The sequence below is a fragment of the Chungangia koreensis genome, assembly GCF_042651785.1.
GTDB lineage: Bacteria > Bacillota > Bacilli > Bacillales_A > Planococcaceae > Chungangia > Chungangia koreensis.
In genome coordinates, this window is the sequence record NZ_JBHSEC010000022.1 from 119633 (window position 1) to 146152 (window position 26520).

A 26520-nucleotide genomic window follows, 5' to 3' on the forward strand; every position below is an offset into this window, starting at 1 on the left:
AATCATGAATGAACAACAGTTAGACCACGCCCGAGAGCTGGCCAATCAGAAACTGGAGGATGCAGAAGTTGCATCAACTGAAGAAAAGCAAGCTGTTTCCACTTCACCTAAAACGAGAAAGAAGAAGCGTATTACTACGAACAAAATGCTTCAAGTAAATGATTTGCACGTTGCCTTTTCGACCTATGGGGGAGAAGTGCAAGCAGTGCGAGGAGTTACCTTTGATTTGTACGAAGGGGAGACTCTTGCCATCGTAGGTGAGTCAGGTTGTGGAAAAAGTGTAACCGTGAATGCCATCATGGGTCTGATTCCTCAACCACCTGGCCGAATTTCTAATGGTCGGGTGGAGTTCAAGGGTAAGAATTTAACAAAGCTCAATAAAAAAGAGCTGCGCAAAATCCAAGGCGTTGATATTTCGATGATTTTCCAAGATCCGATGACTGCGCTAAACCCGACCCTAACAATCGGGGAGCAGCTGATGGAAGGACTTAGGACACATAAAAAAATCAGTAAATCAGGGGCAAAGGAAAAAGCGATTGAGATGCTGAATCTCGTTGGGATTCCTAATCCGGAAGAGCGGCTAAAGCAATACCCTCACCAGTTTTCAGGCGGGATGCGCCAGCGGATTGTCATCGCGATTGCATTGATTTGTGAGCCTGAACTGCTCATTGCGGATGAACCTACTACTGCACTCGATGTAACAATCCAAGCACAAATACTGGAACTGTTTGATGAAATCCAAGAAAAAACTGGGGTTTCTATCATCTTAATCACTCATGACTTAGGTGTTGTCGCAAAGATTGCCGACCGGATTGCCGTTATGTATGCAGGAAAGCTTATTGAAATCGGTACGAAACGTGAAATCTTCTATTCACCACAGCATCCTTACACGCGTGGATTGTTGAACTCAGTACCAAGGCTTGACTTGAAGGAAGAGGAACTCTTGCCGATTGAAGGCACTCCACCGGACCTATTCGCACCACCGGTTGCTTGTCCATTTACTGCTCGTTGCCCATTCGCAATGGACGTTTGCGAGAGAGTATATCCGGGCACGACCAATCTTTCGGAGAACCATGCAGTAGACTGCTGGCTCCAGGATGAGCGCGCGAAAGCAGCATTCGCATAAGTGGGATGGACGCACATCAGTGCTTTCACATAGAAGTATTCAGTTAAAAACAAAGGGGGCAATAACATGAAGAAGTGGTTATCATTCATTGTCATCGCCATGTTGGCTATTTTCATGGCAGCTTGTACGGCAAATGAAGATGCAGGACAGGAAAAGCCTGATGACGAAAAGGATAACGGTCAAACGACTGATACGCCTGAAGCAACTGAAAAGGTCTTGTTACTGAACAACGGAAATGAGCCGACGTCCTTCGATCCATCAATCGGATTTGACTCGGTGTCTTGGAACGCGTTGAACAACTTGATGGAAGGTTTGACACGTTTGAACGAAGACCATCAGCCAGTTGAAGCAACTGCGGAGAAGATTGATGTGTCTGAAGATGGCCTTACGTACACGTTCACAATCCGCGAAGGAGCGAAATGGTCAAATGGAGATGCTGTAACGGCAAATGATTTCGTATTCGGCTGGCTTCATATGCTTGATCCGAACACAGCTTCACCTGCGGCTTTCCTTGCATACTTCATCGAAGGGGCAGAAGCGTATAATAACGGAGAGGGCGCTGCAGAAGATGTAGCGATTAAAGCGGTAGACGACAAAACATTTGAAGTCAAATTGACTGCACCAACAGAAGCGTTCTTGAACATTATCACGAACCCAAGCTTCTTCCCGATTAACGAAAAAGTGGCAACTGATAACCCAGAGTGGTTTACAGAAGCAGATTCATTCGTAGGGAATGGTCCATTTAAATTGGTTCAGTGGGATCATGACGTGAAATTCGTATTCGAAAAGAACGAACATTATTGGGATGCAGACACAGTTAAATTGGATAAAGTTGAGTGGGCAATGGTCAATGACACTAATACAGAGTATCAAATGTACCAAGCGAACGAACTTGATGTTTCCGATATTCCATCCGAACTTGCTGATTCTTTAATGGATAGCGATGAAGTTAGCATCATGGACCAAGCAGGTATTTACTTCTACCGATTCAACACAACGAAAGAGCCATTTACAAATCAAAAGGTCCGTCAAGCATTTGCTAAAGCGGTGGATCAACAAGAAATTGTTGAATTCGTAACGAAGAACGGTGAAAAACCTGCCCATGGTTTCGTTTCTTACGGATTCACTGGTCCGGACGGCAATGAGTTCCGTGATACAAACGGCAACCTTGTTGAATTCAACGCTGAAGAAGCGAAAAAGCTTTTAGAAGAAGGTATGGCTGAAGAAGGCTGGGATACATTGCCGGAAGTCACATTGTCATATTCCACTTCAGATACTCATAAGAGAATTGCCGAAGCGCTTCAAAGTAAATTCAAAGAGGCACTTGGCATTGATGTGAAGCTTCAAAACGTAGAAGCAAGTGTATTCTCGTCTGAACAGAAAGAGCTTAAGCACCAACTATCCCGCTCTTCCTTCCTTCATGACTACGCTGACCCGGTCAACGCACTTGAAAGCTTCATCACAGGTTCGTCCATGAACCGTACGGGCTGGTCAAATGCTGAATATGACAAGCTGATTGCTGATATTAAAAATGAAACAGATGCAGAAAAACGTTGGCAGATGCTATTGGATGCGGAGAAACTCCTAATGGAAGAAGCACCGATCTTCCCAGTCCACTACTATAACCAAGTAACATTGGAAAAGCCGAATGTTTCCGGAATTGTCCGCCATCCGGTTGGATACCTTGACTTGAAGTGGGCAGATAAGAACTAAGGATAGACTGAATAGCTATACTCAGTCGGATGCGGCGCTAACCATGGCGCCGCTCCCCTTTTTCTATATGAACATGAAGGAATGGATTTACTATTCCCTGATGTATGTATAGAAGAGAGGAGCATTTCAAATGCGAATACGGCCTAAACGTTTAAGTAAAGGGGACACGATTGGAATCATTGCACCGTCGAGTCCGCCAAATTTAGATAGCTTAGAGAAATCATTCAAGTTTTTAGATGATTTAGGATTGAAATATAAGCTTGGCAAACACGTCAAAGACCAATATGGCTATCTTGCCGGTAAAGATGATGAACGGATGGATGACTTACATGAGATGTTCGCTGATCCAAATATAGCCGGCATCATCTGTGCCTGCGGTGGGTATGGCGCAGCCCGCTATACAGACCGCATCGACTTTCAGCTGATGAACGAACACCCTAAAATCCTTTGGGGCTACAGTGACATAACATTCTTGCATACTACAATTGGCCAGTTTTCTGAACTTGTCACATTCCACGGACCCATGCTTGCGTCAGACGTAGGAAAGAAAACGTTCCAGGAACTATCGGGCAAGATGTTCCTTCAATTGTTCCAGCCGATGGAGCTTCAATATACGGAAGACATTTCACCGTTAGATACGCTCCATGGCGGTAAGGAGGAAGGAACCATTGTCGGTGGTAACCTTTCCTTGCTTTCAAGTGGCATTGGATCCAAATACGAAATTGATACAAGAGGAAAGCTGCTGTTCATAGAAGACATCGATGAAGAGCCATATCAAGTAGACAGCATGTTAAATCAGCTGAGACTTGCTGGAAAGTTGAACGATCAGCAGGATTTGTAATTGGAGACTTTGCTCATGCAGAGCCGAAGAAGCGGAAGGATTCGCTCACATTACAAGAAGTGTTCATGCATTACGTAGGGAATTTAGGGAAGCCGGTTTTAAGTGGATTTAAGATCGGTCATTGCCAACCGCACTTCGCTATTCCGTTAGGCGTGGAAGCAAGACTCGATGCGGACAACAAAACATTAACACTCTTGCCGGGCGTGGAGTAACAGGGGGGAAGCTTACATGATCATCCAACACATCGAAACAACAACTGTAGCCGTCCCGTTGACGAAGCCGTTTAAAACGGCTCTCCGGACTGTTCACACAGCAGAATCCGTATTTGTGAGAGTAATTTGTGATAACGGCCTTGTTGGTTTTGGGGAAGCCCCGCCTACACATGTCATTACAGGGGATTCAATTGGCAGCATTCGTTATGCGATTGAAAAAGTGATTGCACCACAACTCATTGGAATGGATTTACGTAACAGGGAATCAGTGTTTAAGAAGTTAAATGCAGCGATGATCGGAAACAGCAGTGTGAAAGCGGCAGTCGATATGGCGATTTTTGATCTCGTATCACAGGCTGCCGGCATGCCACTTGCAGAGTTCTTAGGAGGCTATCGTACAGATATTGAAACGAACTTTACCGTTAGTGTCAACAGTCCTTTAGAAATGGCAGACGATGCTGAACGATACATATCAGATGGTTTCAACGTTTTAAAGATCAAAGTTGGAATAGATGATATCGAAAATGATATCAATCGGATTTCGGGAATCCGGGACAGGATTGGGTACGACATTAAGTTGCGTTTGGATGCCAATCAAGGATGGGAGCCTAAAGCAGCAGTTCGTGCCATTGGAAAAATGGAAGACGCAGGACTCGACATCGAGCTGATTGAACAACCGGTAAAAGCCCATGATATTGAAGGACTCAAATATGTGACGGATCATTCCATGACGCCGATTATGGCAGACGAAAGTGTCTTCTCGCCGTCAGATGCATGTCGGCTCTTACAAATTAGGGCGGCTGATTTGATTAATATTAAGCTAATGAAAGCGGGGGGCATTTACAATGCCTTGAAAATTAATACACTGGCAGAAGCGAATGGGATCCAGTGTATGACAGGAAGTATGATTGAAACTAAACTTGGCATTACAGCTGCAGCTCATTTTGCTGCCAGCCAACCGAATATTACACGTTATGACTTTGATGCGCCTCTCATGTTATCCGAGGACGTCGTAGCTGGCGGGGTTGTTTATACCGGTCGTCATGTTTCTTTGAATACAGCTCCTGGTCTTGGTTTAGAAAGCGCTAAATTAGATGGATTGTTTTAGAAGGGGGAACGTACATCATGGTATATCAATCATCAACGGCCTGGGTTTGCGCAGTGTCGGTCGCAACGGTGTGGACTTCACCAGATTCGCCGAGGGAAATCGATGCACCGGGTCTTGAGAACCCAGTGAAACTAAATAAATGGTTGGAGCAGCTTCCGTTTGAACCGCGCCTGGATCTTTGTGACGGGAACCGTGTTCAAACTCAATTACTATATGGTGAGCAAGTACATGTAGAGGAAATCAACGGTGAGTGGGCTAAAATCATTGCCCTATGGCAGCCATCTAAAAAAGATGAAAGAGGCTATCCAGGATGGGTGCCAATAGCTCAGCTGAAAGAGGTAGTTCGACCATCGAACTTCGGCTATGCAAAAGTAGTTTCATCACGTGCCCAGTTATTTTCTCAGGACCGTACACCACTCATGGTGCTTCCATTGAATACGATTTTGCCAATCTTAAGTGAAGACGATCCGTTTACAGTTGTTCAAACACCTGATGGAGAAGCCCTTCTTTATAATGACGATATAGAAAAGGCACCGTCTATAGAAGCTTTCCGAAAAGGGGATGGGCTTGACGTCATTGCTTCCGCTTCAAAGTTTTTGGATCTGCCATACTTTTGGGGGGGAATGTCCACGTATGGTTATGATTGCTCCGGCTTTAGTTACAACATGCTAAAGGCACATGGTCATTTCATTCCGAGAGATGCAGGTGACCAAGCAAAGAATGGAAAAGAAATTTCTGTTGAAGATTCAACTGCTTGGCAATTTGGTGATCTTTTATTCTTCGCTTACGAAGAAGGAAAAGGGAAGCTTCACCATGTCGGAATCTATTATGGAAATGGCCAAATGATCCATTCTCCACATACCGGAAAGTCAGTAGAAATCATCAACTTAAAAGGGACAGTATACGAGAAAGAGCTTTGCGCTGTCCGACGGTACGTGAACAATGAGGGGGCGATGATATGACGCAAGATGTTCTATTATCAGTAAAAGACTTAAAACGCCACTTTGAAATCGGGAATAGCCAAACGTTAAAGGCGGTTGACGGTATCAGCTTCGATATCTTTAAAGGAGAAGTGTTCGGTCTCGTAGGGGAGTCAGGCTGCGGGAAGTCCACGGCCGGCAGGACAATTTTAGGCTTGTATAACCGGACAGAGGGTGAAGTCACCTTTGAAGGTGAAGATGTTCACGGCATGAATGAAAAGGATCGAAAGAATTTCTTAAAGAAAATGCAAATGATTTTCCAAGATCCGTATGCTTCGTTGAATCCAAGATCGACAGTATTTGAAATCATCGCTGAACCGATGGAAGTTCATGGACTTTATAAAAATAAAGAAGATATGAGAAAACGAGTTTATGAGTTGTTAGAGGATGTAGGTCTCAACCGTGATCATGCAAACCGTTATCCACATGAATTCTCAGGCGGTCAGCGACAACGGATCGGAATTGCCCGTGCTTTGGCGTTGGATCCTGATTTCATCATTGCGGACGAACCGATCTCTGCTTTGGATGTGTCAGTTCAAGCGCAGGTCGTCATGCTTCTACAGAAACTCCAACGTGAGAAAGGGTTGACGTATCTCTTCATCGCCCATGACCTTGCAATGGTTAAATATATTTCCGATCGTATCGGTGTCATGTACTTAGGTCATATGGTTGAACAGACAACGAGTGACAAATTGTATGAAAACCCGCTACATCCGTATACACAAGCATTGCTTTCAGCCATTCCGATTCCTGATCCGGATATCGAAGAAGAACGAGAACGGGTCATCCTACAAGGTGAATTGCCAAGCCCGATCAATCCGCCATCAGGTTGTGTATTCCGGACACGTTGTCCTTTTGCGATGGACGTATGCGCTGAAAAGAAACCTGTTTTTGCAGAGCAAGAACCAGGACATTACGTCGCGTGCCATTTATATCCTGGGTCTTAATTGATCATCAATAGCGAGCATTGCTGAAAATGGCAATGCTTTTTTAGTTTGGCTAGCGAGCAATTGCATTTACAAAGGAGTGAACTTATTGAGATATTTCTTTGTTCTTTTTCTTACTCTACTCATCACACGCTATATTTCTGAAGGCGTTTATTCGTGGATCGGTCTGGACTATAGATGGTTTGAAAGCGAGTTCGATTTATTATTACTTTTGGCGGACTTCGGTATATTCGTTGCCATCTATATGGTGGTCTATAACATGTTAAGAAGGCTAATGATCAAAAAAGAAGAATAAAAAAGAGTTGGTCCAGGACCAACTCTTTTTATTCTTCTACGACCGGATGTTCATTTAACCAAGTCGTCCCATATTCCACAAGTGGTTTCATCTGAATGAGTTTCACATCAGCTTGACCTATTTTTCCTGTATGGAAAGCTTCTGGATGTGCTGTTTCGAAGGCTTCGCCAATCTCAGGGAAGCGGTCGGAGTCCACATCTGCCATCTCATACGTCTTCCATTCTCGTTTACCGTTGATCATCATTGCTGCGCCTTGTGGGGAAAATGTGATTTTCTCCTGTCGATACTCGGATAGATGAAGTGCTGTACATGAGTCGTAGCCTACACCGATCAGAAGCAGTTTTACATCTTCTTCAATCATTTTTCCAAGGGGAGATTTTTCACTGAACGATTCTTCCAGCGGATGTTCCTTCATCCATTCCTCAGCATGTTTACCCCACGCCATAAAAGAGTGAGCTGGATGAGGGCTGCGGATAGTTTCAGGGTGACGATGAAAGCATTCCGCGATTTTACCCATTCCACGGAGTGGTGTCAGATGAGGATCGTATGCAGGCCAAGTGTCACGGATTGGCTGGTGCCAATCTTCTGGTACAGGAGGAAGCATCCAATACATCGGGTCTGAATTCTCGGCAGACTGTGCAGGCATGACAATCGTTCCTTCTTTTGTGATAGTTTCCATCAATGCTTCTATCACTGCCTGTGCACCACCAGCCAACCATCCGATAGATTTCATTGATGAATGCACTATCAAGGAATCGCCTGGACGAATATTAAGTTCTGTTAAATCATTTTTAATGGTTTCTTTCGATTGAAAATTCTTTGTCTCTAAAATCAGGTCAAACTCTGCCATATTATTTCCCCCTCTTATCTTATTTAATTGTAACAAAAGGTTTCGAAAAGTGAATAAACGTCAATTTTTAAACAAAACAGTGTATCCTAATAGGAGAGGAAGTTTGTAAAAGGAGAGACCAGAAATGAACATGACGATTCCGATGAAACAATCGAGGACGATCTCTACACGGCTAGTTTTGCCGCCGGATACAAATAATCACGAAACGATTTTCGGAGGACGTGTAATGGCGTATATTGATGAAATTGCAGCCATCTCTTCCATGAAGCATTCAAACAAATCCGTAGTGACTGCATCCATAGACTCTGTTGACTTCATTTCTGCTGCAAGGGTAGGAGATATTCTCGAGTTAGAAGCTGTAGTCAGTTCCACGGGCCGAACTTCGATGGAAGTCTATGTACGTGTGCGTTCCATTAATGTACTGACAGGTAAGTCTAAAATGACTACAGAATCCTTTGTGACCATGGTTGCTGTTGATGAAGATGGCAAGCCTATTCCGGTCCCGAGCGTAGTGCCTGAAACGGAAGAAGAGAAACGGCTTTTCGATACGGGTCAAGCCCGTCGTGAATATAGAAAACAGCGAAAAACATTAAAATGATGAAACTTCACCCCTGTCTACACGTAAAAGTAGACAGGGGTGATTTTATGCGTGAACAATTTTTAGAAAGACAAAATGAGTTCTTAACTTTGGTGAATGAACGAAATAAACTAAAGCGTAAATTGGCGTCATACAAAGAACAATGGTTAGAAACGGATATGAAAATACAACAATTGCAAAAACAACTGACAAAAGAGCAACAGGATGTCCGTAAGCTCGATCAGTTTTCCATGTCCAATTTAGTAAACAAGTGGAAAGGCACGATGAATGAAATCCGCCGGAAGGAAGTCGAGGAAGCAGCAGCAGTGGAGCTAAAGCTGAATGAAGAGGAAAAGACACTGATTGACGTGCAAGCTGAAATAGACAAGTTGGACTCCGAGTTGGATCAAGATGTGTTTGCTCAATTGGATGATAAGTGGCAGGAGTTCTTAAAGGAAAAAGAGAGTTGGCTCATGGAAAATACGGTGAACGAGCGTCAACAATTGGCTGAGTTATATGAACGTGAAGCGAATCTTGAATCTCTTCATAAAGAGATTGAGGAGGCGATCGCGGCAGGTAGAAGTGCTATAGCTTCGCTTAAGCGGGCCGAGGAAGAATTGAGCTCAGCTAAGAGCATGTCCACATGGGACACGTTCCTTGGCGGTGGCATATTCGTCACCGCGATGAAGCATAGCAGTCTTAATAATTCGCAGGATTATATTCATAGAGCTCAAATGGCATTGCGTAGATTCCAGACGGAATTGAAGGACGTAGAGCATGTTGCTGATGAGGTCATAAACGTCGACCAATCCACATTTACAACCTTTACGGATTATTTCTTTGATAACATCTTTACAGACTGGATGATCCATTCACAAATTACAGAATCCCAAGACCGCCTGGACTCGGCTATTCGACAAGTTGAGCGAGCCTTGCACAACCTTCAGAAGAAACAGGAAGAGACGAAGACTGAGTTGGATGGTATTAAACGCAGGATTCATCAAATCGTATTGAATTAAGCTGTATAGACCGAATTCCAGCTAAACAGATTGAGGGACTCCTTGGTTGAATGTACCATATACAAAGGAAAACTCCTATCAAGCATTTCAACAAAATTTTTTAAGTGGTAGAAGTCGGTAAAATAAGCAAAAAGGACCTTCCGATGAAGGTCCAGCTTTACTTTAATATGGTACAGCATCTTCTTTTGTCGGTCCCATTACACCTGGAACTTTCAAACCGGCTTGCCGCAGAAGAACCGTCATTTGGCCGCGGTGATGCGTTTGGTGATCGATCATCATTCGGAGCAATGCGCCACGTGGTACGGACTGTCCATGGCTGTCAACTTCTTCAACCATCTGTTCATCCGTTAGCTTTTCCACTGCGTTTTTCAGATCAGCCGAAATCTTTTTATACGCGTTGCTAATTTCTTCTGCGGATGTCGGCACTGTTTTAAGATCACCATCTAAGTTCACTTCAAGTCCGACCTGCCCCGCGAAATAGACAATTGCACCTGATAAATGCCAGCCAAGCCAGCCGAGTGTATTATGTCCTTCGACGATTGCTTGGTTCAATTTCTCATCTGTTAAGGCGTCCAATACATTGATAGTACCTTCCGAAGCATTCGACCAATCTGTCAAAAAGTCATTTACTTTACGATACATCTCCAATCACTCCTACCAGTTTCTATATATGCGAAGAATCGCTCTTGGTATAAATAATAATAGATTTATTGTTAATTCAAAAATAATGGAACTCGCAATTTCATCTCTAATATCTCTCCAAGACCAAACTCGTTCATCCTTCTTCTTTCTTTGTACAGTATTCTTACTTTGTTCTTCCATCATCTTTTCCAAACTCCAAAAATTCAATTCGGTTGCCAAATGGATCTTCCGTGAAAAACCGGTTCCTTCCTGCAATCGGAGCATCTTCCTTTACTAAATAACCCGCTGAGTGAAGTTTGTTACGTAGTTCTTCTAAATTGTCGGCTATAAATCCAGGATGAGCCTTTTTGGAAGGATTGAATGGTTCTTCAATGCCTACATGAACTTCTTGCTGACCGCATATAAACCAACAACCGCCTCTGCCCTTTAGGAGATCAGGCTTCTCCAATTCTTCCATGCCCAGCACTTCGCTGTAAAACCTTCTTGCCTCATTCTCCGAACCTTTTGGAGCGGCAACTTGTATATGGTCTATTCCTTTAAGGAAACTCATTTACGACCTACCTCCCATTCATGCGCTAAGAGCCCATACAAATGCATATCGTATCTTTGGCCATCACGTTGTAGGAAATCCCGGAATGTCCCTTCATGCTTGAAACCTAATTTTTCGTACAGCTTAATGGCCGGATCGTTATAACTGAACACAGTAAGTTGAAGACGGTGCAAATTCAACTCATTGAAACCGTAATGAATGAGCAATTCCATTGCTTCACGTCCGTATCCTCTCCCGTGAAAGTCCGGTCCAAGTGCAATCGATAGCCAGCCCACCCGATGTGGCCAGACAATATCTTCAATTGCGCAGACACCGATGAACTCCTCTGATTTAAGTGACCGGATTGCAAAGCGGAAGTTGTTATCGGAGTGCTCATTGAACCATTCTTCCGTTTTCTTCTCTGATAATTCTCGAATTGGGAAGGAATTATAGTTCCTTCCGAAAGCTGGATCACTATTCCACGTTCTATAGTGTTCCAAATCTTCTTTTCTCATGGCTGTCAATCGAATAGATGTACCTGTAAACATATCATTTCTCCTCATTACTTTTTCTTATGGATTTCCTTCATAACTATCTATTATCCTTATCACATTATCCGCCTTATAATGATAGTAACAATAAGGGGGGTGTGGAGCATGGATTACATTTTGCTCTTCTTCATTGGAATCATCGCCACAACCATCGGGACATTAGCCGGCGGTGGAGGGCTCATCAGTCTTCCAGCGATGCTGGTTTTAGGAGTGCCGATTCATTCAGCGATCGGAGCGAATAAAGTCTCCAATACAGTCAGTTCTTTTTCAAGTTTTTATATCTTACTTAAGAAAAAACAAATCTCATTAAAAGAATCATTCTGGATCATCCCGGTTAGCCTGCTCGGAGGGGCGAGTGGCGGATTCATCGCTTCCCAGTTGACTTCGGACAAAATGTATATTGTTGCAATCATTCTGTTGGTTTTTGCTTTCTTCACCTCGTTTTTAGGGAAAGGGAACTTCACGGGACAGGAACCGCTTAAGATGAATAAAATCAGTGTACCAGGCCTATATGGAATTGGGATCTACGATGGATTGTTCGGACCGGGGCAAGGAACATTAATGCTCTATTTATTCAATCACTTGAATGTTGCCTACATCCGAGCGGTTGCACTTGTCCGGTTGGCGACTTTCGCCAGTTGCTTCGGAGCAGCAGTCACGTATATCGCCTCAGGTAGTATCATCTGGCCAATTACATTATGTTTGATGGCCGGTTCCATCACCGGAGCACAGATTGGTGTCCGGATCGCCCAGAAGTTGAAACCTGAACTCGTAAAACCAATTCTCCGTTTAGTGACAATAGCTTTAATCATCCAAATTGTTGTTGAAAACGTCCTTTAACCAGGGCGTTTTTTATTTTCCCAGAGTAATGTATTCGACATTTGTTAGAAAAATCCTTTACAACGTAAAAAGTCATAGTGTACTATGTAACTAATACACTAATACTAAAAGGAGAATGACCTGATGAAACAATGGAAAGGCCTTATGAAGAAGGAATGGAAGACGATGAAAGTTAGCTTGTATTTAGTGCTTATCCTAAATGTGACGGCTGTTTTTCTGATTCCATTTTTACTTGATGAATGGGCAGGAATACCGAGGATTGAAGTTTCAATAGTCATTGGATTTGTCTGGCTGATGTTCCAAACAATATTAGCTGCAATTCTTTTACTGACCAGTCTTGAGAAGGATATGAAACAACCGGAACTCTGGTTACATTCGACAGCTTCCATCTTTAAGTTGACAGGAGCAAAATACACATTATCTTTTCTGATTACAGTCATCTCAATCACTTGGAATGGATTGCTTTTAATCATTTCAGTGTCTGTGGGTTCTCATCAGTTAGGGGTCAGTCTTGGTGAGCTAATTCAGATTGGCATATATTTCGCTGGATTGAGCGCGCTATCGACAATTCCTTATATGGTGATTGCGTTTTTCTTCTGGACTATTTATCAATTGTTAAAACCTTATTTGAAGACTTTCGCATCGGCCGTTTCGTTCCTATTATTCCTGCTGTTGCCGGCCTTCTTGGGCTTATTGCAAAAGTTCGTCAACCAGCTCCCGAGGTTTGGAGAACTCCCTTTCCCGATGCCCAATAATTTGGCGTGGGCAATGGAGAGTGGTGGAGAAGCATCCTTCTATTTTGAAAGCGGAGATATCTATGCAAGTGATATCCTGCTGATTATTGTACTCATTGCATTGGTATATGTCGGATCGACGAAGTGGTTTGAGAAGAAAGTGAGGTTGTAATATGTCAATCGATTTTTCAGCGGATAAGCCGATTTACCAACAGCTGATTGACCGTATTACAGGAGAAATCATTAAAGGCCATGTAAAGCCGGGTGATAAGCTCCCTTCAGTCCGGGAGTATGCAGTGGAAGTCGGAGTTAACGCAAATACGATGCAGCGTGTATATAAGGAGTTGGAAACGATGGGAATCACCGAGACGAAGCGTGGGCAAGGAACGTTTGTAACGGAGGATAGCATCCGTCTGGAACAGCTACGGGATGAAGTGAAAAAAGACTTAGTGCAATCCTTTCTGACAAATATTGAATCTCTTGGTTTTTCAAAAAAGGAGATCATCGAACACATTCAAAATGGGGAATGGGGGGAAAAGGGATGATTCGATTAGAAGGTATTGAGAAGACTTATGGAAGAAAAAAGGCACTGGCAGGCGTGGATTTAACACTGGAAAAAGGAAAAATCATCGGATTGGTCGGAGAGAACGGAAGTGGAAAGACGACATTGATCAAAATTATAGCCGGCCTGGTGACCCCGTCAAGCGGTTCAGCAGAAGTGGACAGCATAAAGGTTACGAGAAAAATCGCAAGCAAAATTGCATACATGCCTGACACAGATTTGTTTTATCCATATTTCACAGTAGATGAGTTATTCCGATTCTATGAATCACAGTATGATGATTTCAATTACGACAAAGCGAATATCGTGGCGCAGTTCTTAAATGTGGACCGGAATGCTCAATTGAAAAAGCTGTCAAAAGGGAATCGAGGTCGTGCTAAAATGGCCGCCACGTTTGGGCGGGAAGCGGATTATTATTTGCTGGATGAGCCCTTTTCCGGATTCGACCCAATGGTAAGGACGGACATTATCAAAGGGATGATCCAGTTTACGGACTCTTCACAAACAATCTTCTTGTCTACACATGAAATTCGAGAAGCGGAGCCTTTAATGGATGAAATTGTGTTGTTGAATAGTGGAAAGATTATGGCACATGAAGAACTGGAAGCAATCCGAGATGAATACGGGATGGACGCAGTCACTTGGATGACAAAGAAAATCAGAGAGGGTGAATCCATTGCGAACTGAGCCAGTAGTTGAGTTGAAAAGATTATCTAAAACTATTAAAAAGAAGAAAATTATCGATGATTTGAATTTGTCCCTTTATCCAGGACAGATTACCGGATTTTTAGGTCCGAACGGGGCAGGTAAAACAACAACAATTCGGATGATGGTAGGTCTCATGAAACCGACATCGGGTGAGGTCATCATTGACGGTCAATCACTTTTAACGAATTTCGAGGAAAGTATCAGTAAAGTCGGGGCGATAGTAGAAAACCCGGAAATGTATAAATTTATGTCCGGATACAAAAACCTTGTCCATTTCGCACGGATGCATAAGGACGTGACGAAAGAACGGATTGATGAAGTCATCCGTCAAGTTGGCATGGAAAACCGGATCCATGAAAAGGTATCGACGTATTCACTTGGGATGCGACAGCGATTAGGGCTGGCACAAGCTCTTTTGAATAAACCAAAATTCTTAATCTTGGATGAACCGACCAATGGCTTAGATCCGGCGGGAATCCGAGAATTCCGTCATTATCTCCGTAAAATTGCTGCGGAAGAGAATGTAGCAGTCTTCGTTTCGAGTCATTTGCTGTCCGAAATCGAGCTGATGTGTGATCGGATTGCCGTCATACAAAATGGAAAATTAGTCGCGCTTCGTGAGGTGAACTCTACAGAGGAGTCGCATTTCTTCTTGAAAGTGGAACCTGTTGAACAAGCGCGCACAATCCTTTCTGCAAAAGGATTCCAGGTAGAGAATCACGAGAACGGTCTCCTGATCAATGCACAAGAAGAAGTGATTCCATCTGTCATTCAGGAGCTGGTGGAACGCAATATTCTTATTTACGCTGTTCAGCATCACCGCAAGACATTGGAAGATCAATTCTTAGAAATGACAGGAGGCGGGCAAATTGTTGAATCTATTTCGAAATGAGTGGATGAAGCTCATCAATAAAAAATCGACTTGGATTATGGTAGCGATATCAGTTGCTATTATCTTTGCAATTGCAGCGATAGATAGCTTCGTCAGCAATAGGGGGGAGCAGCCGCCTGCATGGGAAAAGACAGTGTCAGAGCAGTTGAAAATGACAGAGCAACAGCTGGCAGTTCCGGGTTTGAGTGCAGATGAAAAGAAGGATTTAGAAGAACAGAAACAGATTTTTCAATATCGATTAGATGAAAAGGTTGCACCTCTTTCAGGAACCGAAGAGTTCATTTATGATACGTATGGCTTTACGAGTTTTGTCACCTTAATGACAGTTATTGTAGCCGCAGGGATCGTGGCGTCAGAGTTTTCACAGGGGACTATTAAGATGCTATTGAGCCGTCCCGTGAAACGCTGGAAAATCTTAACGTCCAAATTTTTAGCGGTTGGAGCATTTGGATTTATGCTGACCTTTATTGCTTTTGTTGCAGGATCCATAGCGGCTGTGTTGTTTTATGATGCATCAGGCGGAGCATTACTCGCACTAAAGGATGGCCAAGTGACAGAAGTATCCCTATGGGGAAAAACTATTTGGTTGAACTTGCTTGGATATTTGGATGTATTGATCCTTGCGAGCTTCGCTTTTGCTATCGGGACAGTCTTTAGGTCCAGTTCATTGGCAATCGGGATTTCCATCTTCCTTATGTTCACAGGAAGCAATATCTCCTTCTTCCTGGCGAAATATGATATCGTAAAATACATCTTGTTTACGCATACGTTTACGCAGGTTGGAACAGGGGAAGCTTTCATTCCCGGAATTTCCACCAGTTTAGCGGTAACTGTCATGACAGCTTACTTTATTGTATTCATGGCAATCAGTTACCTTACTTTTACAAAACGTGATGTAACAGCTTAGTTTGTACCCGGAGGCGATCGTTTTGAAGAAGTTCCTCACATGGCTGAATATCCTCTTTTTGATTGTTTTAGGGGGTTTTATATTCATCTATATTCAAAACGAGTGGGAATTCCGGGAAGAGTTAAAATCCCGTCCGTTACCAAAAGGTTTGCATCCAATCGTAGCGGAAAAAAGCGGGGAACTGGTCCGGTTGAGTAAGGAACAAGGAATCGAAATAACGATAACAGATGGTTTTCGCTCAATTGAAGAACAAAACCAAATTTATAGACAAGGCCGGAGCAATGAAGGGAATGTCGTCACCTATGCAAAGGGAGGACAGTCCTATCATAACTTTGGTCTTGCCATTGACTTCGCACTCTCCTTTCCGGACGGTTCCGTTAGCTGGGATATGTCTTACGATGGCAACGGTAACGGAAAATCCGATTGGCACGAGGTGGCCGCCATCGGAAAAGAACTTGGCTTTGAGTGGGGAGGAGATTGGCGGAGTTTCAAGGACTACCCTCATTTACAAATGACGTTCGGCTTATCCTTGGGAGAACTCCAAGAAGGCTGGAGACCGGAAGATACCATGGAGAAAAGAGAAATCTTTAACTTTAGCGACTGAAACGACAGGGTTTCGGTCTTTTTTATTTCAACAGTTTCACAATTAACCATCTGATAGTCGCTAAAAAGGTTGGAGCCCGAATAAAGAAATGTTCACCTGCAAAAGATCACAGAATCTACTAAAAAATATCCCAAAATAAAGGGAAGCTGTATTTCACTATGTATAATCTCTCAAATCGTATCCCAGTCACGATCATCCTCAAGCTCTCTACCCCTTAACTGATACACCGTCAAATCCACCTTATGTTCAGATGATACGACTATACCTTCTGATTCCAGCAACACTCGCTGTTCATGGCCTCCTTCTCCGTCTTTCAATGCAATTTCCCCTTTTGCATTAATGACCCGGTGCCAAGGGAGTTTGTATTTCCCGCTCATGGAATGGAGAATACGTACGACTTGTCTGGCACTGCGCGGGCTTCCCGCACTCTGCGCTACCTGACCATATGTCATGACCTTACCGGCCGGAATGGCTTGTATGATTTCAATCACTTTCAACGTAAACGGCTGCATAATGCCCCTCCTTGTCTTTATTCAAACAAATCCGTCATTCCCTGTCAAAATAGCATGACGTTTAGAAAAGGTAATCTTTTCATATTCTAAGGGATGGATACGAAAGGGGAGGAACTGCATGACAACTGGTCGAAGGATGAATAAAAACAATGTGTATTTGAAGAAACGCCAATGGATTCCTCTTCTATTGCTTGCGATAATTGTTGGATTAGTTGCTTATATTGTTGAAAAAGTGACAGCTTATGAATCAGTAGACTTGACCCTGTCAGACGAGGAACTCGGAATTACAGAAGATCATCCTTCTGCAGTTAACACGAAAAGTGATGAGATTTTTCACATGGCACTCTTCGGCTTGGATCGGCGGAATTCAAATGACCAGCATAGCCGTTCTGATGCGATGATTATCGCTACCCTCGACTTCAAACATGACAAGGTGAAACTGACATCGCTCATGCGGGATCAGCTCGTTGATATCGAGGGGTATGGGCTGGACAAGCTAAATCATGCTTACGCCTATGGTGGAGCGCCGCTCGCTATAAAAACGATTAATCAGAATTTCGGTACCAACATCCGAAACTATGCCACTGTGGATTTTTTCATGTTAGAGGATATTATAAACGCAATCGGAGGAGTCACAGTTCCTATAAATGAAGAAGAACGGGTGGAATTAAATAAGCAGTTAAGAAGTGAAAAGAAGCCATTGATAAAAAAGGAGGGAGAAGTTCATATGGATGGAGAGACCGCGGTCGCTTATTCAAGAATCCGCTACGTGGGAGATGGTGATTTTGAGCGGACTGAACGACAACGACGTGTCCTCCAGGCGATGGTTGTAAAAGCGAAAGAGGCTGGGCCCTATGGGATGGCGAAGTTATGGATGACCATTGCACCTTATGTTGAGACTTCGTTATCCTCAGATGAAATACTAACTCTTGGTAGAGATTATTATTCAAATGAAAAAATGGAGTGGGAACAGGCAAGATTTCCCCTTGATGGAACTTGGCGGGACGGCAGGCATCACGGTTCCTGGGTAATGGAAGTGGATTTAGAGGCCCAGAAGAGAGTAATCCAAGATTACTTATACCGTGACGTCCCACCACAAGGGATGGAAACGGTTTTCAAGGAACCTCTCCTTCTGGGGGAAAGGCTCGAATCTCATTAATTTCCTTTCATGAAATATGCCGTGGCGATAATTCCTAAGAAAATGACAACAACGACAGCTCCAATCAGAATAGTTGTTAACCCCATGGTAAGGTTCTCCTTTCAAACACATAATTATTATAAAATTGGTTTTCTATGTTAAAGTTATTTGTATATTAGTGAATCGCTTCGGGGCAAGGTGAAAATCCTTACCGGCGGTGATCGGGCAATGCCCGTAAGTCCGTGACCCGGCTCGGCCGGTGGAGCTGGTGAAAATCCAGCACCGACAGTGAAAGTCTGGATGGGAGAAGCGTTTAGTTTAAGTTTATCATAACCTGCATTCCCTATGTGATAGGGTTATTTGTGCTACCCATTCTTCTTTACCTAACCTTTCCTTACCACCCGTTTGCCCCTTGGTGGAAATCACAATACATTTTACAACTCAATTACATACAGAAAGGAAGGCTGCGTTTGTTTACAGGCATTATCGAAGAACTCGGCACCGTCCGGGAAATTCGGAATCACGCCTCTTCTTTGCGTTTGACAATTTCATGCAAAAAAGTGCTGAGTGATGTGAATATTGGAGACAGTATAGCCGTAAACGGAGTGTGTCTAACAGTTAATGCCTATACGTCTGCGGATTTTTCTGCCGATGTTATTCCGGAAACATTCCATTCGACAGGTCTGCGTTATTTAGATAAAGGTTCGTCTGTCAATTTGGAACGCGCGATGGCTGCCAATGGTCGATTTGGCGGTCATTTTGTAAGTGGCCATGTGGATGGCACTGGTACCATCGTCGGCGAAAAGAGGTTATCTAATGCCATATATAAGGTGATTGAAGTGGATCCGTCTCTTTTGAAATACATGATGTATAAAGGCTCAATCACGGTAGATGGCACATCACTGACCATATTCGAGATCACGGATCGAACCTTTACCATTTCATTGATTCCGACGACGGTGAACGATTCAGTCATCGGCATGAAAGGTCGAGGAGAAACGGTGAATATTGAATGCGATATGTTAGCAAAGTATATGGAACGTCTCATGGAGCATAAAACACCGAAGCAAGGTTTAACGATGGAAACCCTTGCTTCTAATGGATTCTTGGACAGCTGATGAGAGGAGGGGCAACAGTGTTTATAAAGGTAGAAAAAGCGATTGAAGATTTAAAAGAAGGAAAAGCGATAATTGTAGTCGATGACGAAGACCGTGAAAATGAAGGGGATTTTGTTGTCCTTGCGGAATATGCTACGCCTGAAATGATTAATTTCATGGCAAAAGAGGGAAGAGGGCTTATTTGCGTTCCCATTACCGAGGAGAAGGCGAAGCAGCTTGACCTCGGATTAATGACTGCCCATAACAGTGATGTACATGGAACTGCCTTTACTGTAAGTATCGATCATGCAGAGAGTCATACCGGAATTAGTGCATTTGAGCGTTCTGAAACCATTCTAAAAATGATAGAGGATACAGCGACGCCAGAAGATTTCCGCCGACCAGGACATATTTTTCCTTTAATAGCGAAAAAGGGTGGCGTCTTAAAAAGAGCAGGTCATACAGAAGCAGCTGTAGATCTGGCTATGTTAGCAGGGGTAAAACCGGCTGGTGTCATTGTTGAGATTATGAATGAAGACGGAACGATGGCACGGATTGCAGAGCTTCAGAATATCGCAGAGCGCCTGGAACTCGGCATCTTGACTATTCAAGAACTAATAGCGTATCGCAGAGAAAATGAAAAACTTGTAACAAAAGAAATTGAACTGCCATTTTCAACAATGTATGGTGAATTCCAGGCCGTCATTTATAAGGAAGTACTGACTGGACAAGAGCATATAGCACTTGTTAAAGGGGATGTAACGTCTGTAAACGCTCTTGTAAGAGTTCAAGCGGGCAACATCTTCGGCGATATATTTGGCGCTTCCGGATTGGATGGCAACAAAATGATCCAATGTGCTATGCGGCAAATTGAGCAAGCAGGAGCCGGAGTCCTCCTTTACGTAAGGCAAGAGGAAGGTTTGTCAGACAAACTAAAGGCATTGTCAGAAGGAATGCCTCCTGAGCGGCAATTGCGGGACTATGGCATTGGTGCTCAGATTTTGCGAGACTTAGGCATGAATAAAATCAGGCTATTGTCGAACCATCCAAAACGAGTTGCAGCAATCGCCGGTTTCGGATTGGAAATTATTGAAACTGTACCGATTGAAGAGGGAGGAAACTGAAGATGAATCTATTTGAAGGTAATGTTATTGGAACGGGTCTTAAAATAGGGATTGTCGCTGGACGATTCAATGAGTTCATTACAGGAAAATTAGTGAGTGGAGCGGAAGATGCACTTAGACGGCATGGTGTTGAAGAGTCGGATATTTCCATCGCTTGGGTACCGGGTGCATTTGAAATACCGATTGCTGCAAAGAGAATGGCTGCATCTGGCAAATATGATGCAGTAATCACTTTGGGTGCAGTGATCCGTGGGTCTACGCCACACTTCGATTTTGTCTCCAGTGAAGTTGCGAAAGGCGTAGCGGCAGTCGGTTTACAGCAGGAAATGCCAGTTATTTTCGGTGTCTTAACAGTGGACTCGATTGAGCAGGCGATCGAACGTGCTGGAACAAAAGCTGGGAACAAAGGCTATGAAGCTGCAGTCAGTGCAATTGAAATGGCCAATTTGTTGAAGAATTTAGAGTAATTGTGAACACCCTCCTGAAAATCACTTCAGGAGGGTGTTTTTAACATTACTATTTTGTGTCCACTGATGTAAATGCGCCGAATAGGGAGCCTAATAAAACAAAAGCCATAAGTGTGAAGAGAATTACGAAAATATACAATGGTTTCACCCCTTGCAGAGCTATTATTAATAGTCTTAATCTCTCCAACATTGTAACATGGCATTATAGACGATTCAATGTTTCAAGCATCCATTGTAAAGCTTAGGAGGAGGCAACTATGAAGAATCATTTAAGTGATGAATTGCATCAATTATTAAATGAGTCCTTGATCTACACTGCAGATGGAAAGGTTGCAGATTACATACCCGGCCTTGCACAGGCGGACCCGCATCATTTATCGATTGCTGTATCTTACCCAGACGGAACTTGTCACACAGCCGGAGAGGTCGAAGATAAGAAACTAACGCTACAGAGTATTTCAAAAGTGCTGACCTTGGCACTCGTTTTAATGGATCGGGGAGAAGGCTTTGTATTTCAGCGTGTTGGAAAGGAACCGACAGGCGATCCGTTCAATTCCATTATTAAGTTGGAAACAATCAGTCCGTCGAAACCGTTAAACCCGATGATTAATGCCGGGGCGCTCGCCGTTACGCATATGCTGGTGGGGGCGAATGTAGAAGAACGGATTGAAAAACTGTTAGAGTTTTTAAGGTTGATCACGGGAAATCCTGAGTTGACTTATAATGAGGAGATCGCCCAATCGGAAATGGAGACGGCGGACTTGAACCGATCGCTTGCCTACTATTTGAAGGAGCATGATGTGATTAACGAAGATGTCGAGGATTTGATGGACCTCTATACGAAACAATGCTCGATTGAAGTAACCGTTCCAGAGTTGGCGAAGATTGGTCTCGTCTTTGCACTGAATGGACAAGATCCAGATAGTGGTAGACAGGTCATTCCTAAAAGGGTGGCGAGTATTTGCAAAACCTTTATGGTCACATGTGGCATGTATAATGCATCCGGTGAATTTGCAATCTGTGTGGGAGTACCTGCTAAGAGTGGAGTGTCCGGCGGTATTATGGCAGCAGTCCCTGGCAAATGTGGGATTGGTGTATTCGGACCGGCACTAGATGACAAGGGGAATTCCGTCGCAGGGTGGAAACTTCTTGAAAAGTTATCCTCTAAATACGATTTGAGTATGTTTTCGAAAGTGTAATGAAAACCCCGTTAAATTAAACCAGTAAAGTAATACAGAGGAACGGAAGAAGGCTTAACATATGATTAAGGAATTAAATTTAAAGGATCGAGATATCGTAAAACAAATCTTATGCATCCAAGTCCCTGCCTACCAAGTGGAAGCCGAGCTAATTGAATTTGACGGAATACCTCAACTAAAAGATACCATCGAAACGATTCAACAAAGTGGTGAGACGTTTTACGGACTGTTCGAGGATCATGCTTTGATGGGTTTTGTGGCAGTAGAGAATCTGGATGATACGTTGAATATATGCAGACTTGTGGTGGACCCTGCTCATTTTAGAAAAGGAGCAGCGACCAAACTTTTAACATTTATTTTATCCAAAGCAAAAAAACCCGTCACTGTTTCAACAGGCTCAAAGAACATTCCTGCGATTACTCTCTATAAAAAACACAAATTCAGGATCTGTTCTGAAGTTGAAGTTGCACCTGGAGTGTTCATTACGCAAATGTTTAATCCCTTTCCTTAAAGGAATACTAATAGTAAACCAAAAAGAAGGGAAGATTCGGATGAGTTCAGCAAAAGAAAAGGCACTTAAGATTTTGGATAAAAAACTGATTGGGACGTTGTCTACCGTCAGTAATAACAAACCCCATTCCCGTTATATGACATTTTACAATGATAACTTCACTTTATACTGCGCTACCAGCAAAGATACCCATAAGGTGGAAGAACTGCAGCTGAACCCGAATACCCATATACTCTTAGGACTTGAAGGGGTTGCGTTCGGAAACGAATATCTCGAGATTGAAGGAACTGTGGAAGTGACACAAGATGACAGCATGAGAGAAAAGGTTTGGAATAAATACATGGAGTTTTGGTTTGATGGGCCCGAAGATCCGGATCTCATTGTTTTAAAAATCACACCATCTTCAATTAGAATTATGAACAAAAAAGGAAATAGCCCGGAAGTTGTAGAAATGTAATGAAAATACCCGCTGAGCAAGCGGGTTTTTTCATTAGGAGGGAGATCATGGGGACAACAGCAAACGACCATGAAAAATTCATGGCACTCGCCTTAGTGGAAGCCGAGAAGGCAGGGAAAAGAGGGGACCTGCCTATTGGTGCTGTCATTGTACATAACGGTAAGGTCATTTCGAAGGGCTCAAATCGGAAACACACAAAACAAAGCCTAGTGGCGCATGCTGAAATTGACGCCATTCATAGCTGTGCCCCTTATCTGAAGGAACAGAATAATGAGTGTGTCATATATACAACATTGGAACCGTGTATTATGTGTTTGTCCACGATCATTACTGCAAACATTACTACTGTATATTTCGCATTAGAAGATCGGTATATGAGGATTCCTGATTATATCGAGTCAACACCCTACATAAAAGAAAGGCTAATCCATTACCAAGGCGGAATTCTCCGCAAACAATCGGAGAAATACTTGCAAAAATATGCTCCAAATATAGCGGAAATGGTACTTAAGGCTCCCTGATGAAGGGAGCTTTACTATTTTACATATAAATCCCTTAACATTTTCCTAAAATTTGTACGTTCCGTTTAAGTTGATTGTATTTGCGGAATACTTATATAAGCCAATTATTAACACATAAGGAGGTTTCATCATGGCTGAGGAAAAAAAGGGTGTTTCCCGTCGCGATTTTATGAAGACGACAGGTATTGCGACCGGTACATTAATCGGGGGCGGATTGATCGGTGGATTAATCGGTTATAACGCCAAGCAGGACACGGGAACTCAAGGAACAAGCCAAGGGAACGGACAAGGTGAGAACGATCATCCGATGAATGTCGGGTTAAAGTTCTTTACGAATGCTAATGCATTTAACGTATTATCTCAGGCAACGGAACGGATTTTCCCAGAAGACGACTTAGGACCAGGTGCAATTGGATTGGGTGCCCCATACTTCATCGACAATCAGTTGGCTGGTGGATATGGAATGAACGCTAAGGAATATATGCAAGGACCTTTTAAAGACGGTGAAAAAACACAAGGTTATCAGAGCAGATTAACACGTGCAGAGATTTTCAGCCAAGGAGTAGCAAAACTGGATGAAGAAGCAAATAAGCGTTTCCAAACTGGTTTTGCCGAGCTTGAACCGGAACAAATGGATGAGATTTTGACCGCGTTCCAAAAGGGAGAAGTAGAAATGTTAGCTGTTACATCCGACTTCTTCTTCAAACTCCTCCGCCAGGCAACAATAGAAGGGGTATATGCCGACCCGATCTACGGTGGAAACTGGAATATGGAGGCCTGGAAAATGAAAGGTTTCCCTGGTCACCAAATGGCTTATATCAAACAGATTGAAAAAGAAGATTTTGTAGAAATTGAACCCAATTCGATCAGCAGTATGAACCACTAATAAGCGAGGGATGAAAAAATGGCTACAACTTTAGATAAAGTGGATGTCGTCACAGTAGGTGTTGGCTGGTTAGGTGGCATTATCGCCGCCGAATGTGCAAAAGCAGGACTGAAAGTACGCGGGCTGGAACGTGGAAAAGAACGAGGAACCTCAGATTATTATGCAGTACACGATGAATTCCGATATGCAATCCGTTATGAATTAATGCAAGACTTATCAAGAGAAACGATTACATTCCGGAATAATGCTAAAATGTCTGCTCTTCCTATGCGTGTGATGGGGTCTTTCTTATTAGGAGAAGGTCTTGGTGGGGCAGGTACCCACTGGAATGGACACACTTGGAGATTTTTACCTTATGATTTTCAAATCAAAACTATGACGGATGAGAAATACGGTCCAAATAAATTGGGCAAAGATTACCTTATTCAAGACTGGGGCATTACATATGATGAGCTCGAGCCGTACTTCGATAAGTTTGAGAAGACAGCTGGAATCTCCGGTGAGGATAAGAACCCGTTTTGGGGCAAGCGATCTAATCCGTACCCTACACCGCCTATGAAAAAATCTCCAGAGCTCAATCGGTTCGAGAAGGCTACTCAGAATCTTGGGTATCACCCGTTTATGCTGCCTTCAGCCAATTTATCCGAAGCTTATACAAACCCGGATGGAGAGAAAATCAATGCATGCCAATACTGCGGCTTCTGTGAACGATTTGGCTGTGAATACGGAGCGAAAACATCACCAGAAATTACAGTAGTACCGACAGCAAAGAAAACTGGAAACTATGATATCCGATTCCATTCAAATGTTGTAGAAGTACTTAAACAGGGTAATAAAGTAACTGGCGTACGTTTTATCGATACAGTAACAGGTGAAGAATTTATCCAACCTGCTGAAGTTGTGGTTCTGACTTCATATGTAATGAACAATGCGAAGCTTTTGATGGTCTCGAATATTGGCGAACAATATGATCCTGCAACAGGTAGAGGTACTTTAGGGCGCAGCTATTGCTATCAGATTCTTCCGGGTGCCACTGGTTTCTTCGATGAACAATTCAATACGTTCATGGGTGCTGGTGCCTTAGGGATGACGATTGATGACTTTAATGGTGATTCATTCGATCATAGTGACCTTGATTTCATTCATGGTGCGAGCCTTTCGATTACCCAAACGGGTAACCGTCCCATCCAGTTCAATCCGGTTCCGCCGGATACACCTGCTTGGGGTGCTGAGTTCAAAAAAGCCTCAATTGAAAACTACACTCGTACACTGAGTATAGGTGGACAAGGTGCATCGATGCCGCATAAGAACAACTATATGACGCTGGATTCGAAGTATAAGGATGCATATGGTGTGCCATTGTTACAGTTAACTTATAACTTTACTGATCAGGATCGAAATTTACAGAAATATTTGACAGAAAAATGCGCGGAAATCATGAAGGAAATGGGTCCTAAAACAGTTGTTCCTTCCAACCCTTTAACAGACTATGACATTGTACCGTATCAAACAACGCACAACACAGGCGGAACAGTCATGGGCAATGACCCTTCAACAAGTGTCGTGAATAATTGGCTGCAACACTGGGATGCAGAAAACTTGTTTGTAGTTGGTGCAGGAAACTTTGCACATAATGGGGGTTATAACCCGACAGGGACGGTAGGTGCACTTGCGTATCGTGCAGCTGAAGGGATTATTAACTACAGTAAGAATGGTGGCAGTTTGGTTTGACTGAAAGGAGGAATGGATAATGGGTGGTTTTGGTTCTATCGGCGTCCCGGGGTTAATCATTATTTTGGTCATAGTCTTGATCGTTTTCGGACCTAAGAAGCTTCCCGAAATAGGAGGAGCCGTCGGAAAAACATTATCCGAATTCAAAAAGTCGACACGCGAAATTATGAACGATGACGAGGATGAGAAAAAGCCTGCCGTCAGGGAAATTAAGAAAACCGAAGACGCATAGTAGGTGAT

Annotated in this window: 31 protein-coding genes, 1 pseudogene and 1 riboswitch; of the genes and pseudogenes, 27 read left to right on the forward strand and 5 right to left on the reverse strand. The window is 43.2% G+C overall.

All coding sequences use genetic code 11. The annotated features are described in order from the left end of the window. The first annotated feature begins 4 nt into the window (after positions 1-4). The 7 genes and pseudogenes from ACFOZY_RS15275 to ACFOZY_RS15305 all read left to right on the forward strand — a co-directional run bounded on the left by ACFOZY_RS15275 (position 5) and on the right by ACFOZY_RS15305 (position 7222). A complete protein-coding gene (locus ACFOZY_RS15275) occupies positions 5-1126 on the forward strand; it encodes an ABC transporter ATP-binding protein (RefSeq protein WP_378157046.1) in 1122 nt (373 codons plus the stop codon). Between the two features lie 66 nt (positions 1127-1192). Further along, on the forward strand, positions 1193-2839 hold the full coding sequence (locus ACFOZY_RS15280) for a peptide ABC transporter substrate-binding protein (RefSeq protein ID WP_378157049.1): 1647 nt from the start codon (positions 1193-1195) through the stop codon (positions 2837-2839). Positions 2840-2969: 130 nt separating this feature from the next. Then, positions 2970-3892 (forward strand): annotated as a pseudogene (locus tag ACFOZY_RS15285) (S66 peptidase family protein). A gap of 16 nt (positions 3893-3908) precedes the next feature. Continuing rightward, positions 3909-5000 (forward strand): mandelate racemase/muconate lactonizing enzyme family protein, encoded by a 1092-nt coding sequence (locus tag ACFOZY_RS15290; protein WP_378157050.1) that lies wholly within the window; start codon positions 3909-3911, stop codon positions 4998-5000. Positions 5001-5017: 17 nt separating this feature from the next. Continuing rightward, positions 5018-5962, forward strand: a complete 945-nt coding sequence (locus ACFOZY_RS15295; RefSeq protein ID WP_378157052.1) for a C40 family peptidase — start codon at positions 5018-5020, stop codon at positions 5960-5962. Continuing rightward, positions 5959-6927 (forward strand): ABC transporter ATP-binding protein, encoded by a 969-nt coding sequence (locus ACFOZY_RS15300; RefSeq protein WP_378157054.1) that lies wholly within the window; start codon positions 5959-5961, stop codon positions 6925-6927. Before ACFOZY_RS15295 ends, ACFOZY_RS15300 begins: the two co-directional genes overlap by 4 nt. Before the next feature lie 88 nt (positions 6928-7015). Beyond that, on the forward strand, positions 7016-7222 hold the full coding sequence (locus ACFOZY_RS15305) for a hypothetical protein (RefSeq protein ID WP_378157056.1): 207 nt from the start codon (positions 7016-7018) through the stop codon (positions 7220-7222). A gap of 28 nt (positions 7223-7250) precedes the next feature. Here the strand turns inward: ACFOZY_RS15305 and ACFOZY_RS15310 are convergent, their stop codons facing one another. Beyond that, positions 7251-8072, reverse strand: coding sequence for an AAC(3) family N-acetyltransferase (locus ACFOZY_RS15310; protein ID WP_378157058.1), 822 nt, complete (start codon positions 8070-8072; stop codon positions 7251-7253). Between the two features lie 124 nt (positions 8073-8196). Between ACFOZY_RS15310 and ACFOZY_RS15315 the strand changes: the two genes are divergently transcribed. Beyond that, a complete protein-coding gene (locus ACFOZY_RS15315; protein WP_378157060.1) occupies positions 8197-8670 on the forward strand; it encodes an acyl-CoA thioesterase in 474 nt (157 codons plus the stop codon). 47 nt (positions 8671-8717) lie between these two features. After that, positions 8718-9668 (forward strand): hypothetical protein, encoded by a 951-nt coding sequence (locus ACFOZY_RS15320; protein ID WP_378157062.1) that lies wholly within the window; start codon positions 8718-8720, stop codon positions 9666-9668. Between the two features lie 162 nt (positions 9669-9830). On the opposite strand, the gene ACFOZY_RS15325 is transcribed toward ACFOZY_RS15320, so the two are convergent. From ACFOZY_RS15325 to ACFOZY_RS15335, 3 genes are all read right to left on the reverse strand, one after another. Beyond that, positions 9831-10310 carry a DinB family protein gene (locus ACFOZY_RS15325; protein ID WP_378157064.1) on the reverse strand — a complete coding sequence of 160 codons (480 nt, stop codon included), beginning with the start codon at positions 10308-10310 and terminating at the stop codon, positions 9831-9833. Positions 10311-10473: 163 nt separating this feature from the next. Next, positions 10474-10860: a VOC family protein gene (locus ACFOZY_RS15330; protein WP_378157066.1), complete on the reverse strand. Its 387-nt coding sequence runs from the start codon at positions 10858-10860 to the stop codon at positions 10474-10476. Beyond that, positions 10857-11387, reverse strand: a complete 531-nt coding sequence (locus tag ACFOZY_RS15335; RefSeq protein WP_378157068.1) for a GNAT family N-acetyltransferase — start codon at positions 11385-11387, stop codon at positions 10857-10859. The genes ACFOZY_RS15330 and ACFOZY_RS15335 overlap by 4 nt, the downstream gene beginning before the upstream one ends. A gap of 108 nt (positions 11388-11495) precedes the next feature. On the opposite strand from ACFOZY_RS15335, the gene ACFOZY_RS15340 reads away from it, so the two are divergent. The 7 genes from ACFOZY_RS15340 (at position 11496) to ACFOZY_RS15370 (ending at position 16637) form a co-directional block, all read left to right on the forward strand. Further along, positions 11496-12230 (forward strand): sulfite exporter TauE/SafE family protein, encoded by a 735-nt coding sequence (locus ACFOZY_RS15340; RefSeq protein ID WP_378157070.1) that lies wholly within the window; start codon positions 11496-11498, stop codon positions 12228-12230. 123 nt (positions 12231-12353) lie between these two features. Then, positions 12354-13136, forward strand: coding sequence for a hypothetical protein (locus ACFOZY_RS15345; RefSeq protein ID WP_378157072.1), 783 nt, complete (start codon positions 12354-12356; stop codon positions 13134-13136). Position 13137: 1 nt separating this feature from the next. Beyond that, positions 13138-13509 (forward strand): GntR family transcriptional regulator, encoded by a 372-nt coding sequence (locus ACFOZY_RS15350; protein ID WP_378157074.1) that lies wholly within the window; start codon positions 13138-13140, stop codon positions 13507-13509. Continuing rightward, positions 13506-14213: an ABC transporter ATP-binding protein gene (locus ACFOZY_RS15355; RefSeq protein WP_378157077.1), complete on the forward strand. Its 708-nt coding sequence runs from the start codon at positions 13506-13508 to the stop codon at positions 14211-14213. The genes ACFOZY_RS15350 and ACFOZY_RS15355 overlap by 4 nt, the downstream gene beginning before the upstream one ends. After that, positions 14203-15126 carry an ABC transporter ATP-binding protein gene (locus ACFOZY_RS15360; RefSeq protein WP_378157079.1) on the forward strand — a complete coding sequence of 308 codons (924 nt, stop codon included), beginning with the start codon at positions 14203-14205 and terminating at the stop codon, positions 15124-15126. Before ACFOZY_RS15355 ends, ACFOZY_RS15360 begins: the two co-directional genes overlap by 11 nt. Next, entirely contained in the window at positions 15104-16033 is a 930-nt protein-coding gene (locus tag ACFOZY_RS15365) for an ABC transporter permease subunit (protein WP_378157081.1), read from the forward strand. The genes ACFOZY_RS15360 and ACFOZY_RS15365 overlap by 23 nt, the downstream gene beginning before the upstream one ends. A 22-nt stretch (positions 16034-16055) precedes the next feature. Then, entirely contained in the window at positions 16056-16637 is a 582-nt protein-coding gene (locus tag ACFOZY_RS15370) for a M15 family metallopeptidase (RefSeq protein ID WP_378157083.1), read from the forward strand. 170 nt (positions 16638-16807) lie between these two features. Here the strand turns inward: ACFOZY_RS15370 and ACFOZY_RS15375 are convergent, their stop codons facing one another. After that, the gene (locus tag ACFOZY_RS15375; protein ID WP_378157085.1) at positions 16808-17149 is read right to left on the reverse strand and encodes an MGMT family protein; all 342 of its coding nucleotides are present in this window, start codon (positions 17147-17149) and stop codon (positions 16808-16810) included. 118 nt (positions 17150-17267) lie between these two features. Here ACFOZY_RS15375 and ACFOZY_RS15380 point away from each other — a divergent pair, with 118 nt between their 5' ends. The 11 genes from ACFOZY_RS15380 (at position 17268) to tatA (ending at position 26512) form a co-directional block, all read left to right on the forward strand. Then, complete coding sequence (locus tag ACFOZY_RS15380) at positions 17268-18308, forward strand: LCP family protein (RefSeq protein ID WP_378157087.1); 1041 nt, start codon at positions 17268-17270, stop codon at positions 18306-18308. Positions 18309-18467: 159 nt separating this feature from the next. Then, positions 18468-18603, forward strand: a riboswitch (FMN riboswitch). A 154-nt stretch (positions 18604-18757) separates the two neighbouring features. Next, positions 18758-19405, forward strand: a complete 648-nt coding sequence (gene ribE / locus ACFOZY_RS15385) for a riboflavin synthase (protein WP_378157089.1) — start codon at positions 18758-18760, stop codon at positions 19403-19405. 17 nt (positions 19406-19422) lie between these two features. Then, a complete protein-coding gene (ribB, locus tag ACFOZY_RS15390) occupies positions 19423-20508 on the forward strand; it encodes a 3,4-dihydroxy-2-butanone-4-phosphate synthase (RefSeq protein ID WP_378157091.1) in 1086 nt (361 codons plus the stop codon). A gap of 2 nt (positions 20509-20510) precedes the next feature. After that, entirely contained in the window at positions 20511-20975 is a 465-nt protein-coding gene (gene ribH / locus ACFOZY_RS15395; RefSeq protein ID WP_378157093.1) for a 6,7-dimethyl-8-ribityllumazine synthase, read from the forward strand. A 257-nt stretch (positions 20976-21232) separates the two neighbouring features. Further along, positions 21233-22174, forward strand: a complete 942-nt coding sequence (glsA, locus tag ACFOZY_RS15400) for a glutaminase A (protein ID WP_378157095.1) — start codon at positions 21233-21235, stop codon at positions 22172-22174. A gap of 61 nt (positions 22175-22235) precedes the next feature. Next, positions 22236-22685, forward strand: coding sequence for a GNAT family N-acetyltransferase (locus ACFOZY_RS15405; RefSeq protein ID WP_378157097.1), 450 nt, complete (start codon positions 22236-22238; stop codon positions 22683-22685). A gap of 40 nt (positions 22686-22725) precedes the next feature. Then, entirely contained in the window at positions 22726-23142 is a 417-nt protein-coding gene (locus ACFOZY_RS15410) for a pyridoxamine 5'-phosphate oxidase family protein (RefSeq protein WP_378157099.1), read from the forward strand. A gap of 47 nt (positions 23143-23189) precedes the next feature. Then, a complete protein-coding gene (locus ACFOZY_RS15415) occupies positions 23190-23663 on the forward strand; it encodes a nucleoside deaminase (RefSeq protein ID WP_378157101.1) in 474 nt (157 codons plus the stop codon). Positions 23664-23793: 130 nt separating this feature from the next. Beyond that, positions 23794-24549, forward strand: coding sequence for a gluconate 2-dehydrogenase subunit 3 family protein (locus ACFOZY_RS15420; RefSeq protein ID WP_378157103.1), 756 nt, complete (start codon positions 23794-23796; stop codon positions 24547-24549). Between the two features lie 18 nt (positions 24550-24567). After that, a complete protein-coding gene (locus ACFOZY_RS15425; protein WP_378157105.1) occupies positions 24568-26280 on the forward strand; it encodes a GMC family oxidoreductase in 1713 nt (570 codons plus the stop codon). Positions 26281-26299: 19 nt separating this feature from the next. After that, on the forward strand, positions 26300-26512 hold the full coding sequence (gene tatA / locus ACFOZY_RS15430) for a twin-arginine translocase TatA/TatE family subunit (protein WP_378157107.1): 213 nt from the start codon (positions 26300-26302) through the stop codon (positions 26510-26512). Positions 26513-26520 lie beyond the last annotated feature (8 nt).

What these genes read in the sequence shown, in the direction of transcription:
- ACFOZY_RS15275 (WP_378157046.1), top strand. Translation starts at nt 5, where the DNA reads ATGAATGAACAACAGTTAGACCACGCCCGAGAGCTGGCCAATCAGAAA.
- ACFOZY_RS15280 (WP_378157049.1), top strand. Translation starts at nt 1,193, where the DNA reads ATGAAGAAGTGGTTATCATTCATTGTCATCGCCATGTTGGCTATTTTC.
- ACFOZY_RS15290 (WP_378157050.1), top strand. Translation starts at nt 3,909, where the DNA reads ATGATCATCCAACACATCGAAACAACAACTGTAGCCGTCCCGTTGACG.
- ACFOZY_RS15295 (WP_378157052.1), top strand. Translation starts at nt 5,018, where the DNA reads ATGGTATATCAATCATCAACGGCCTGGGTTTGCGCAGTGTCGGTCGCA.
- ACFOZY_RS15300 (WP_378157054.1), top strand. Translation starts at nt 5,959, where the DNA reads ATGACGCAAGATGTTCTATTATCAGTAAAAGACTTAAAACGCCACTTT.
- ACFOZY_RS15310 (WP_378157058.1), bottom strand. Translation starts at nt 8,072, where the DNA reads ATGGCAGAGTTTGACCTGATTTTAGAGACAAAGAATTTTCAATCGAAA.
- ACFOZY_RS15315 (WP_378157060.1), top strand. Translation starts at nt 8,197, where the DNA reads ATGAACATGACGATTCCGATGAAACAATCGAGGACGATCTCTACACGG.
- ACFOZY_RS15320 (WP_378157062.1), top strand. Translation starts at nt 8,718, where the DNA reads ATGCGTGAACAATTTTTAGAAAGACAAAATGAGTTCTTAACTTTGGTG.
- ACFOZY_RS15325 (WP_378157064.1), bottom strand. Translation starts at nt 10,310, where the DNA reads ATGTATCGTAAAGTAAATGACTTTTTGACAGATTGGTCGAATGCTTCG.
- ACFOZY_RS15330 (WP_378157066.1), bottom strand. Translation starts at nt 10,860, where the DNA reads ATGAGTTTCCTTAAAGGAATAGACCATATACAAGTTGCCGCTCCAAAA.
- ACFOZY_RS15335 (WP_378157068.1), bottom strand. Translation starts at nt 11,387, where the DNA reads ATGTTTACAGGTACATCTATTCGATTGACAGCCATGAGAAAAGAAGAT.
- ACFOZY_RS15340 (WP_378157070.1), top strand. Translation starts at nt 11,496, where the DNA reads ATGGATTACATTTTGCTCTTCTTCATTGGAATCATCGCCACAACCATC.
- ACFOZY_RS15345 (WP_378157072.1), top strand. Translation starts at nt 12,354, where the DNA reads ATGAAACAATGGAAAGGCCTTATGAAGAAGGAATGGAAGACGATGAAA.
- ACFOZY_RS15350 (WP_378157074.1), top strand. Translation starts at nt 13,138, where the DNA reads ATGTCAATCGATTTTTCAGCGGATAAGCCGATTTACCAACAGCTGATT.
- ACFOZY_RS15355 (WP_378157077.1), top strand. Translation starts at nt 13,506, where the DNA reads ATGATTCGATTAGAAGGTATTGAGAAGACTTATGGAAGAAAAAAGGCA.
- ACFOZY_RS15375 (WP_378157085.1), bottom strand. Translation starts at nt 17,149, where the DNA reads ATGCAGCCGTTTACGTTGAAAGTGATTGAAATCATACAAGCCATTCCG.
- ACFOZY_RS15380 (WP_378157087.1), top strand. Translation starts at nt 17,268, where the DNA reads ATGACAACTGGTCGAAGGATGAATAAAAACAATGTGTATTTGAAGAAA.
- ribH (WP_378157093.1), top strand. Translation starts at nt 20,511, where the DNA reads ATGAATCTATTTGAAGGTAATGTTATTGGAACGGGTCTTAAAATAGGG.
- glsA (WP_378157095.1), top strand. Translation starts at nt 21,233, where the DNA reads ATGAAGAATCATTTAAGTGATGAATTGCATCAATTATTAAATGAGTCC.
- ACFOZY_RS15405 (WP_378157097.1), top strand. Translation starts at nt 22,236, where the DNA reads ATGATTAAGGAATTAAATTTAAAGGATCGAGATATCGTAAAACAAATC.
- ACFOZY_RS15410 (WP_378157099.1), top strand. Translation starts at nt 22,726, where the DNA reads ATGAGTTCAGCAAAAGAAAAGGCACTTAAGATTTTGGATAAAAAACTG.
- ACFOZY_RS15415 (WP_378157101.1), top strand. Translation starts at nt 23,190, where the DNA reads ATGGGGACAACAGCAAACGACCATGAAAAATTCATGGCACTCGCCTTA.
- ACFOZY_RS15420 (WP_378157103.1), top strand. Translation starts at nt 23,794, where the DNA reads ATGGCTGAGGAAAAAAAGGGTGTTTCCCGTCGCGATTTTATGAAGACG.
- ACFOZY_RS15425 (WP_378157105.1), top strand. Translation starts at nt 24,568, where the DNA reads ATGGCTACAACTTTAGATAAAGTGGATGTCGTCACAGTAGGTGTTGGC.
- tatA (WP_378157107.1), top strand. Translation starts at nt 26,300, where the DNA reads ATGGGTGGTTTTGGTTCTATCGGCGTCCCGGGGTTAATCATTATTTTG.